The following is a 9141-nucleotide window of genomic DNA, read 5'->3' as shown; positions in this document are numbered from 1 at the left end:
GCGCTCGCGGCGGCGGCGGGCATCCCGGCGGGCAGCAGCAGCCGGGGCCGTTCGGCACTGGGCAGGAAGGCGAACTCGCGTACCGCCGCCGTGCCGCCTCCGGTGTGGACCTCGGCGTCCGGCCACAGCGCGGCGACCGCGTCCGTCCAGGCCGTCACGCGTCCGCCTCCCGCCGGGCGCGCCACATCAGGGCGACCGCGATCATCACCGTGTACAGCGGGACCTCCACCAGGTCGTAGATGAACAGGAACAGCCCGAACGCCAGCAGCACGCAGCAGCCGGCGACGCCGTACGCCGACCGTTCGCGCCAGTGCCGGGCGAACCGGGTGAGGAAGAAGACGCCGAACGCGACCGTGCCGACGATGCCGTTGGCGAACAACAGCAGCCAGAGATGGCCCTGGGTGCCGAGCGGAGGTGCGCCGCAGGCCTTGCAGCCCGGCCGGTCGCCGCCGGTGAGAGAGCTGAGGCTGCCCTGTACCTGACGCGTCGTGCCGAAGCCGACGATCGGCGAGCCGGTCAGCGCGCTGCGGACGCTCTGCTCGGCCAGGAGGGTGCGGCGGTTGTTGCTGTGCGGGTTCTGGATCCGCGCCTGGATCATGTCCGGCAGCGGCGAGACCGCGAACACGAGACCGCCGACGACGAGGCCGGCCACCGCGAGCCGCAGCGCCCGCCGGCCGCCCCGGGCGACCATCTTCAGACCGGAGAAGCAGGCGATGACGCCGAGCGAGATCCACAGGCCGCGGTCGAGGGAGTAGACCACCGGCCACAGGGAGGCGAGAAGGACGACGATGCCGGCGATCCGGCGTCTCGTGTCGGCCCGCCAGATCCAGGTGATGACGAAGAACGGCAGGAAGAAGGCGTACGCGGCGCCCCAGGTGTTGGCGTAGGCGAAGGGCGCCATCGGCCGCGCCTGTTCGTACCCGAGGATGGTGTCCACCTCGGCCGTCTTCGGATGGATCGCGTCGAGCAGGAAGCTGTTCTTGGTGTGCAGCACCATCTCCAGCGGAGAGGTGAGCTGCAGGTGCGGCAGGAACGTGCCGAGCAGCCCGCCCGCGGTCGTGACGATGAACATGTAGCCGAGCAGCCGCCCGACCCGGTCGGCGGGCAGCTCGTCGTCGCTGAGGTTGGCGACGTACAGCAGGACGATCGTCGCGGCGACGTACCAGGCGATGCGCCAGGCGAAGGCGAGCAGGCGCCCCATGCTCCCGCCCGGCACCGCGCCGGGGGCGTCGGCCCACAGCACGCCGACACCGATGACCACCCAGGCGAGGAAGAGCAGCCAGGCGCCGAAACCGCGCGGGACCAGCAGGCGAGAACGCCTTTTGTAGAGGTACACGCCCATGGGCACGCTCATGATCAGAAAGATCAGCATGCCCAGCCCGAGCAGCCACCAGATCGGGAAACCGATGAAGATCACGGCCAGTGGCCAGCCGGGTCGGGTCCGCAGTATGGCCGGGCGCGTCGTGATCCGTGCCGGAACGGCCGGAACGACCCTTGTTGTGCCCACCTGGAACCCTGTTCTCATGTCGCCTGCGGAAGTCAGAGACTAACCCGCGGCGGCCGGTGCTCAGCGCCGTACGTTGAACTCCGGCCTCTTGCCGAGCCTTTTGAAGGCCCGCAGGGCCGACGTCGAGGCGTCGATGCTGGTGTCACCGCCGTCCGGCATGTTCACCGCGTGCCTGGTGTCGTAGTACGCGAGGGCCTTGATGCGGGGGAACTTCGCGAACTGCTGCCCGACGCTCTGGTAGAACGTGGCCTTGCGCGCCGGGTCGCCCAGCACGGCCCACTCGGACAACATCAGCGGCTTTCCGGGCAGATATCGCTCGGCGTAGTCGTAGAAGCCGGGAAAGCCGAGTTCCTCCTGCGCCGCGGCGACCTTGTTCACCAGGTTGGAGTAGTCCTTGATGTTCGTCTTGGCGAACGGGTCGTAGCCGATCCAGTCGACATACGAATCGCCCGGGTACAGGTCCTTGAACCAGGGCTTGGCCATGTAGCCGGTGTAACCCATGAACACGACGGTGAAGAGGATGTTGCGCGCCCCGTCGGCCCGGAACTTCTTGACGACGTGCTGGAACATCGCGCGGTAGTCGGCCGCGGTGTAGCCGGAGTCCGGCCGGGTCTTGACCTCTTCCTCCGGCTCGTGGTGGATGACCAGCCAGAACTTCTTCGTGAAGTTGGCCTTGAGGTAGGACGCCTCACGGGCGATCTGCGCGTCGGCGGCGCCGTTCGCGACCTGCCGCCACGTCTTGCCGGTGTCGGGCTTCCAGTTGAGGACGAGCATGCGCCGCGCGCCCTTCTCCCGGGTCAGCGCGATCTCCTGCGCGGTGGGGAAGAGCTGGGAGCCGGAGTGGTAGCCGTGGTAGATGTCCACGGACCGGCCGATCTGCTGCTCGAACTGGTGCACCACGGAGGTGGGGTCCTGTCGCGCGCCGACCTCCGGCGTGACCCCCCACCAGGCGCCGCACGAGGGGACGAGCTTGCCCGAGACGGTGCACTTCTTCGGTTTGGCGGACGCACTGCCGCTCCGCTCCGACAGCGGGGAGGCCTCGTCGTTTCCGGCGCCGGCCGCGCATGCCGTGAGCGACATCGCCGTCAGCAGTGCCAGAAAGGCGCGTCCGGCGGAGGTGGCGGTCGTACGTCTGTCCATGGCAGCGCACTATAACCAGCGCAGCCATGAAGCGTGGAAAAGGGTGCGTAACGGATATCTGAGGCAAGACGGTACCCCGCGGGCCAGTGTGTGAGATATCGCGGACCATTACTCTGCTTGGGCACGACAAAAGCTCCCGAACTCGGCCATCCCCCGCTCGGCCGCGTGAGGGGCGCGCGGAACAGGAGAACCACGTGCGCCTTCGCAGTCTCATCGCAAGCGGGACCGGCCTGCTACTGGCCGCCGGTCTGGTCACCACGACAGGTGGGCCGCCCGCCCGAGCGGACGGACAACCCGCCCAGATCGTCAGTGCCGACCCGGCCGACTTCACCCCGAACCTCGTCGACGGTGACGTCCGGTCGGTCGTGCAGATCGGCGACCGCATCTTCGTCGGCGGCAACTTCACCCAGGTCAAGGAGGCCGGCTCGTCGACGGTGATCGACCGAAGCCGGGTGCTCGCCTTCAACGCGACCACCGGAAAGGTCGACCCGGACTTCAAGCCGTCCGTCGACGGCGAGGTGAGCGTGCTCCTGCCCTCCGCCGACGGCCGGTCGATCTATCTGGGCGGCCTGTTCAACAACATCGACGGCGTCGCGCACAAGTCGCTGGCGCGCCTCGACGTGAACACCGGCCAGGCCGACGCCGGCTTCACCCCGAACCTCGACGCACGGGTCAAGGACCTGCGGCTGGCCGGCGGGCGGCTGTGGGTGGCCGGCAACTTCGACCTCGTTGACGGTGCCACGCAACTCGCGCTCGCCACGCTGAACCCCGACACGGGCCGCCGCGACACCTACCAGGGCCTGGCGTTCGCCGGTACGCAGGCCGGCGGCACCACGAACGTCATGAAGATGGACGTCACCCCGGACGGCTCCAAGCTGATCGCGGTGGGCAACTTCACCTCCGTCGGCGGCCAGTCGCGGCCGCAGATCGTCATGCTCGACCTGACCGGCTCCGCGGCGAGGCTCGCCGACTGGCAGACGAGCAAGTACGCCGCGGCGTGCTCGTCGTCGTTCGACACCTACATGCGTGACGTCGACGTCTCCCCGGACGGGAGCTTCTTCGTCATCTCCACCACCGGGGCGGCGCACGGCACGTCCACGATGTGCGACACGCAGGCCCGCTGGGAGACCTCCGCCACCGGCACGAACCTCCTGCCCACCTGGACGAACTGGACGGGCGGCGACACGACGTACGCGGTCGAGGTCACCGAGTCCGCGGTGTACTACGGCGGTCACGGCCGCTGGACCAACAACCCGTTCGGCAGCGACTCCGCCGGTGCGGGCGCGATCGCGCGGGAGGGCATCACCGCGCTCGACCCGGCCAGCGGCATGCCGTTCCAGTGGAACCCCGGCCGTACCCGCGGCGTCGGCGTGTTCGACCTGCTGGCGACCTCGCAGGGCCTGTGGATGGCCAGCGACACCGACATGGCCGGCGGGGAGACCCACCAGAAGCTCGCGCTGTTCCCGACGGCGGGGGGTGAGAAACTGCCGGCGTTGAACACCGGCACGCTGCCGGGCGAGGTCTACTCGGGCGGTTCGTCCAGCCAGAACGTCCTGCAGCACCGCTCCTTCGACGGGACCACCGCGGGCGCCGTCACGAGCGATGGCACCGGCGGGATCGACTGGCGCACGGTGCGCGGCGCCTTCATGATCAACGACGACCTCTACACGGGCTTCTCGGACGGCACGCTCACCCGGCGCACCTACGACGGCTCGACGTTCGGCTCCGCGAACACCATCAACACCTCCGACCAGATCGTCACCGACACCGCCTGGCACAACGCGGTCAAGTCGATCAAGGGCATGGTCTTCGCGAACGGCCGGATCTACTACACGCGAGGGACGTCGGCGCTGTACTACCGGGGCTTCAACCCCGAGAGCGACGCCGTCTCGGCCACGGAGGTCACCGCCACGGGCAACCTGTCCGGCGTCGACTGGAGCACCGTCGGCGGCATGTTCACCGCGGGCGGCCGGCTCTACTACGTCAGCACCACGGACGGGAAGCTGCGGAGCCTGGACTTCACCGGCGGGGTGCCCTCCGGCACTCCTGCGGTCGTGGACGGCGGCGACTGGCGCGGACAGGGCGTCTTCCTGTACGCGGGCAAGCCCAACAAGCCGCCGACCGCGACGTTCACCTCCAACTGCGACCACCTCGCCTGCTCCTTCGACGGCTCGGGATCGTCCGACGCGGACGGTTCCATCGCGTCCTACGCCTGGGACTTCGGCGACGGCTCCACCGGCACGGGCGCGACGCCGCAGCACACGTACGCCGCGGCGGGCACCTACACGGTCAAGCTGACCGTCACCGACGACCGCGGCGGAACGGACGCGGCGTCGCAGCAGGTGCAGACGAACGCGGCGAACATCGACTACGTCGGCACCGACGTCTACAACGCCAACACGACGAACGCGACGGTGACGATCCCGTCGTCGGTGCAGGCCGGAGACGGGCTGCTGCTCGCCTTCACCGACAACGACACGACCAAGACCGTCACGCCGCCGTCCGGCTGGCAGCAGGTCGGCACCCAGACCGCCGGCACGGCCGTCTCGACGGTCTGGCAGAAGGTGGCCACGGCGGGCGACGCCGGACAGACGGTGTCGGTCGGCCTGAGCGACTACGCGAAGGCCGGCCTGCGGATCCTCGCCTACCGGGGCACGAGCACGACGGCGCCGGTGGCGGCCGCGGCCAACGCCGCGGACCCGGCGACGACGACGTCGCACACGTCGCCGACGGTGACCGTGCCCGCGGCGGGGAGCTGGGCGGTGTCGCTGTGGTCGGACAAGTCGTCGGCGACGACGGCGTGGACGGCCCCGAACGGCGTGACGAGCCGGGGCACCTCGCTCGGGAGCGGGAGCGGCCGGGTCACGTCGCTGGCCGCGGACAGCGGGGGGACGGTGCCGACCGGTGCGTACGGCGGTCTGACCGCGACGACGGACGCGGCGAGCCGGGCGATCGTCTGGACGGTCGTGCTGGCTCCGAACCAGTGATCGGGTAGTACGGCTCTCACACGACGGCGCCGCCGGACCCTTGACGTCAGGGTCCGGCGGCGCCGGTGTTCGAAAGAGCGGTTACGACAGCGGGAACTCGCCGACGCGGCCGTGGTACTCGTGGCCCAGCTCGTCGGTGTCGCTGCCGACGTACAGGCCGCTGGAGGTGGCGACGAGGGTCTCGACGCCGTGGCCGCGGGTGCGGGTCGGGTTCCAGGACAGGGCCTTGCCGCCGGTCGGGTTCAGCGCGGCGATGCCCGGGCGGGACACGGCGCCGGGGCCGGCGCTGTCGTGGCCCTGCGGGTTGTCCATCCAGCGCTGGTGGCCGCCGACGTAGATCGCCTTGCCGGTCACCGAGACGGACAGGAGCGTGTCGCCGCCGGTCCAGTTCACCCAGGTCGGGTTCTGGCCCGCGCCGGTCTTGCCGGTCTCCCAGCGGGCGGCCGAGTCGCACAGCTGGGTCGTGCCGTGCGGCGCGCCGGTGGTGACGACCACGAAGTAGGAGCCGTCGGGGGCGAAGTCGATGCCGCGCATGTAGGTGTCGAACGAGGAACTGCACGGTGTGGCGTACCGCTCCGTCGCCCAGGAGGACAGCGCCGGCGTGCCCGAGGTGTTGATCATCGCGATCTGGTAGCGGCGCTTGCCGGCGACCATGGTGAAGGTGCCGTCGATGACCAGGTGCTTGTCGGCCGGGTCGACCGCCAGGCGGTAGACCTTCAGGGCGCCCGAGCGCGGCGTCGTGACGGACAGGTTGAGGCCGGTGTCCTTACCGGTCGTGGCGTCCACACGGGCGAGGGGCGCGTGGGTCTTGCCGGCGATGGTGGTGAACTCGCCGCCGATGTAGACGTGGCTGCCGCGGCGCGCCATCGTGAAGACGAGCCCGTGGCCGACGCGCGCGTTGAAGCCCGAGACGGCCTTGCCGGTGGTGACGCTCAGCTTGGTCAGCGAGCCGAGCCCGACACCGTTGGTGTTGGTGAACGAGCCGCCGACGTACACGGTGTTCGACGTGCCCGGCTGCAGGGCGTACACGGTGCCGTCGACCTTCGGCACGAACTTCGTGTCGACCTTTCCGGTCTTGGCGTCGAAGGCGAAGATGTTGTGCCGTGCGATGCTCGCGCTCGTCCCGGCGTTCTTGACGTGGTCGAAGTTGCCCGCGACGACGACCTTCGAGCCGACCACCGCGATGGCACGCACGGTGCCGTCGGTGACGTTCGGCGTAAAGTTGACCGGGTTGGCCGAGACGATCGCGCTCTGCGCGGTGTCGGCCTGGGCCGCGGGGACGGCGGCCCCTGCGGTGGCGGCTGCCGTGGCTATCGCCACACTGAGCACGCGTCGGCGCATGGTTTTGCTCCCAATTTTCTTCACCCGTGAACCGAGCTTGTCTATCACAGGCCGCTGGCGGGGATCCGTGGCTCGGTGTTGATCGAGACATCATTGTTGCCGTTGATCGCCGCTCTTGCCCGGAAGTACGGGAAATAGCCAGCAATCGGGCACATGTCCCGTGGAGATGTCAGCCGCGCTGGCGGTCGAAGATCCCGATCGGGCGCAGGCCGTGGGCGGCCCGCAGCAGCGTCCACAGGGCCGCCGCGCCGACCAGCACGGCGAGGAGGATCCACAGCATCGCCGCGTTGCCGAGACCGAACATCTTCAGCGCCGACGCCAGCAGCACGAACGCCAGGACGCGCCGGATCAGCCCGCCCGGCGCGCGTGCGGAGATCAGCGAGCCGATGATCACACCGGGGATCGATCCGGCCAGCAGCGCGACGGTGACCGCCAGGTGGAAGTCGCCGAACAGGATGTGCCCGAGCGCGGCGGCCCACACCAGCGGTACCGCCTGCAGCAGGTCCGTGCCGACGAGGTGGTTGGCCTTCAGCATCGGGTAGAGCGCGAGCAGTGTCACGATGATGAGCGAGCCGGAGCCGACCGAGGTCATGCCCACGCTCAGGCCGCCGACGATCCCGACGATCACGGTGGGGACCGGTCGTACGGCGATGACGGGCGGCGGCAGCGAGGCCGGCGAGCCGGGGGCGGCCGTACGCCGGCCGGGGCGGCGGGCGGCCCGGTCCTTCATCGCGAGGTACCCGCGGATGGCGAGGCCGGCGGCGGCCATGAGAAGGGCCACGCCCATCGCCTTGCCGATCACGTCCTGCACTCCGCTGCCGTCTCCGAGGGCGCGGGCGATGAGCACGCCGCAGAAGGCGGAGGGCACCGAGCCAGCGCAGAGCCAGCCGACGAGGCGGAGGTTGACGGTGCCGTGACGCAGGTGCACGAGGCTGCCCACCGGCTTCATGATCGCCGCGGCGACGAGGTCGCTGGAGACCGCGGTGAGCGGCGGAACGCCGAACAGCACGGTGAGCATCGGCGTCATCAGGGCGCCGCCGCCCATGCCGGTCAGGCCGACGATGACCGACACGAGCAGCGCGCCCGCTGCCATCGTGAAGTCGAAGTGCATCTGTATGTCCTACCGGCAAACTAGGCAACTCGCCCCAGCGTACCTTCCGGCGGGACATCGGCCGCCAAAGTGGTGGAAAATGGACCGGTCGGCTCGGTCCTCAGCCGAGGCGGACCCAGCCTCCGGCGACGAGGTGGTCGAAGACCCGCGTCACGGCGTCGTACGGCGACAGCTCCGACGTGTCGATCGTCAGGTCCGCGTCCTCCGGCACTTCGTACGGGTCGGAGATGCCGGTGAACTCCGGGATGACGCCGGCCCGCGCCTTGGCGTACAGGCCCTTGCGGTCACGGCGCTCGCACTCGGCCAGCGGCGTGGACACGTGGACGAGGACGAAGTCGCCGGCCGCCGCCACCATGCGGCGCACCTCCGCACGAGTGGCGGCGTACGGGGCGATCGGGGCGCAGACGGCCACGCCGCCGTGGCGGGTGATCTCGGCCGCGACGTACCCGATGCGCCGGATGTTGAGGTCGCGGTCCTCGCGGGAGAACGTCAGGCCGGCCGACAGCAGCCGGCGGACGATGTCGCCGTCCAGCAGCGTCACCGTACGGCCGCCCTGCTCGACCAGCATGTCGGACAGGCCACGCGCGAGCGTCGACTTGCCCGAGCCGGACAGGCCCGTGAAGAACACCGTGACGCCCCGCCGATGGCGTGGCGGGTGCGCGCGCCGCAGCTCCTCGGCGACGGCGGGCGTGGTGAACCACTCGGGGATCTCCTCGCCGCGGTCGAGCAGGTCGGCCAGCTCCTCCTCGGTCGGCTCGTCGCGCACGTGATCGGGCTCGATCTTGGCGGTCGGCCGCCACACCTCCAGGCTCTCGTCGAACGCCCAGGGCTCCGGCGCGGCGAGCGTCAGCGGCGCCGCCTCCTCGTCGGCCGGGGTGAACGACGGCGCGAACAGGTGCGTCGCGCCGTACGCGGCGGCGACGTGCGCGGTGAGCAGCAGATCGCGTCCGCGGCGTTCGGCCAGTGGCACGGGCACGACCAGCGTGTCGCCCGGCAGCTCGCGGCGCACGCTCAGCACCGCGCGCACGAGCGCGTCGTGGTCGTCCTCGCCCAGG

General features: G+C 70.3%; 6 protein-coding genes. 1 reads left to right on the top strand and 5 read right to left on the bottom strand.

Annotation, left to right across the window (positions count from 1 at the left end; all coding sequences use genetic code 11):
* Positions 1 to 154: 154 nt before the first annotated feature.
* Together ACFFNX_RS33190 and ACFFNX_RS33185 are read right to left on the bottom strand one after the other, a co-directional pair.
* Positions 155 to 1417 carry a hypothetical protein gene (locus ACFFNX_RS33190; protein WP_378209820.1) on the bottom strand — a complete coding sequence of 421 codons (1263 nt, stop codon included), beginning with the start codon at positions 1415 to 1417 and terminating at the stop codon, positions 155 to 157.
* A 150-nt stretch (positions 1418 to 1567) separates the two neighbouring features.
* Positions 1568 to 2647, bottom strand: coding sequence for a glycosyl hydrolase (locus tag ACFFNX_RS33185; RefSeq protein ID WP_378209819.1), 1080 nt, complete (start codon positions 2645 to 2647; stop codon positions 1568 to 1570).
* Between the two features lie 194 nt (positions 2648 to 2841).
* Between ACFFNX_RS33185 and ACFFNX_RS33180 the strand changes: the two genes are divergently transcribed.
* On the top strand, positions 2842 to 5634 hold the full coding sequence (locus ACFFNX_RS33180) for a PKD domain-containing protein (RefSeq protein ID WP_378209818.1): 2793 nt from the start codon (positions 2842 to 2844) through the stop codon (positions 5632 to 5634).
* An 81-nt stretch (positions 5635 to 5715) separates the two neighbouring features.
* On the opposite strand, the gene ACFFNX_RS33175 is transcribed toward ACFFNX_RS33180, so the two are convergent.
* The 3 genes from ACFFNX_RS33175 to cysC all read right to left on the bottom strand — a co-directional run.
* Positions 5716 to 6975 carry a hypothetical protein gene (locus ACFFNX_RS33175; RefSeq protein ID WP_378209817.1) on the bottom strand — a complete coding sequence of 420 codons (1260 nt, stop codon included), beginning with the start codon at positions 6973 to 6975 and terminating at the stop codon, positions 5716 to 5718.
* A 169-nt stretch (positions 6976 to 7144) separates the two neighbouring features.
* Positions 7145 to 8086: a sulfite exporter TauE/SafE family protein gene (locus tag ACFFNX_RS33170; RefSeq protein WP_378209816.1), complete on the bottom strand. Its 942-nt coding sequence runs from the start codon at positions 8084 to 8086 to the stop codon at positions 7145 to 7147.
* 100 nt (positions 8087 to 8186) lie between these two features.
* Positions 8187 to 9141: adenylyl-sulfate kinase (cysC, locus tag ACFFNX_RS33165; protein ID WP_378209815.1), on the bottom strand; the 955-nt coding region annotated here is incomplete at its 5' end.

The organism is Actinoallomurus acaciae, from assembly GCF_042429965.1.
Classification (GTDB): Bacteria; Actinomycetota; Actinomycetes; order Streptosporangiales; family Streptosporangiaceae; genus Actinoallomurus; species Actinoallomurus acaciae.
Note: the sequence above shows the minus strand (reverse complement) of the source record. Positions and strands in the feature narration are given on the sequence as shown.

Coding starts and splice junctions, on each gene's coding strand:
- ACFFNX_RS33185 (WP_378209819.1), bottom strand. CDS start 2,647: ATGGACAGACGTACGACCGCCACCTCCGCCGGACGCGCCTTTCTGGCA.
- ACFFNX_RS33175 (WP_378209817.1), bottom strand. CDS start 6,975: ATGCGCCGACGCGTGCTCAGTGTGGCGATAGCCACGGCAGCCGCCACC.
- ACFFNX_RS33170 (WP_378209816.1), bottom strand. CDS start 8,086: ATGCACTTCGACTTCACGATGGCAGCGGGCGCGCTGCTCGTGTCGGTC.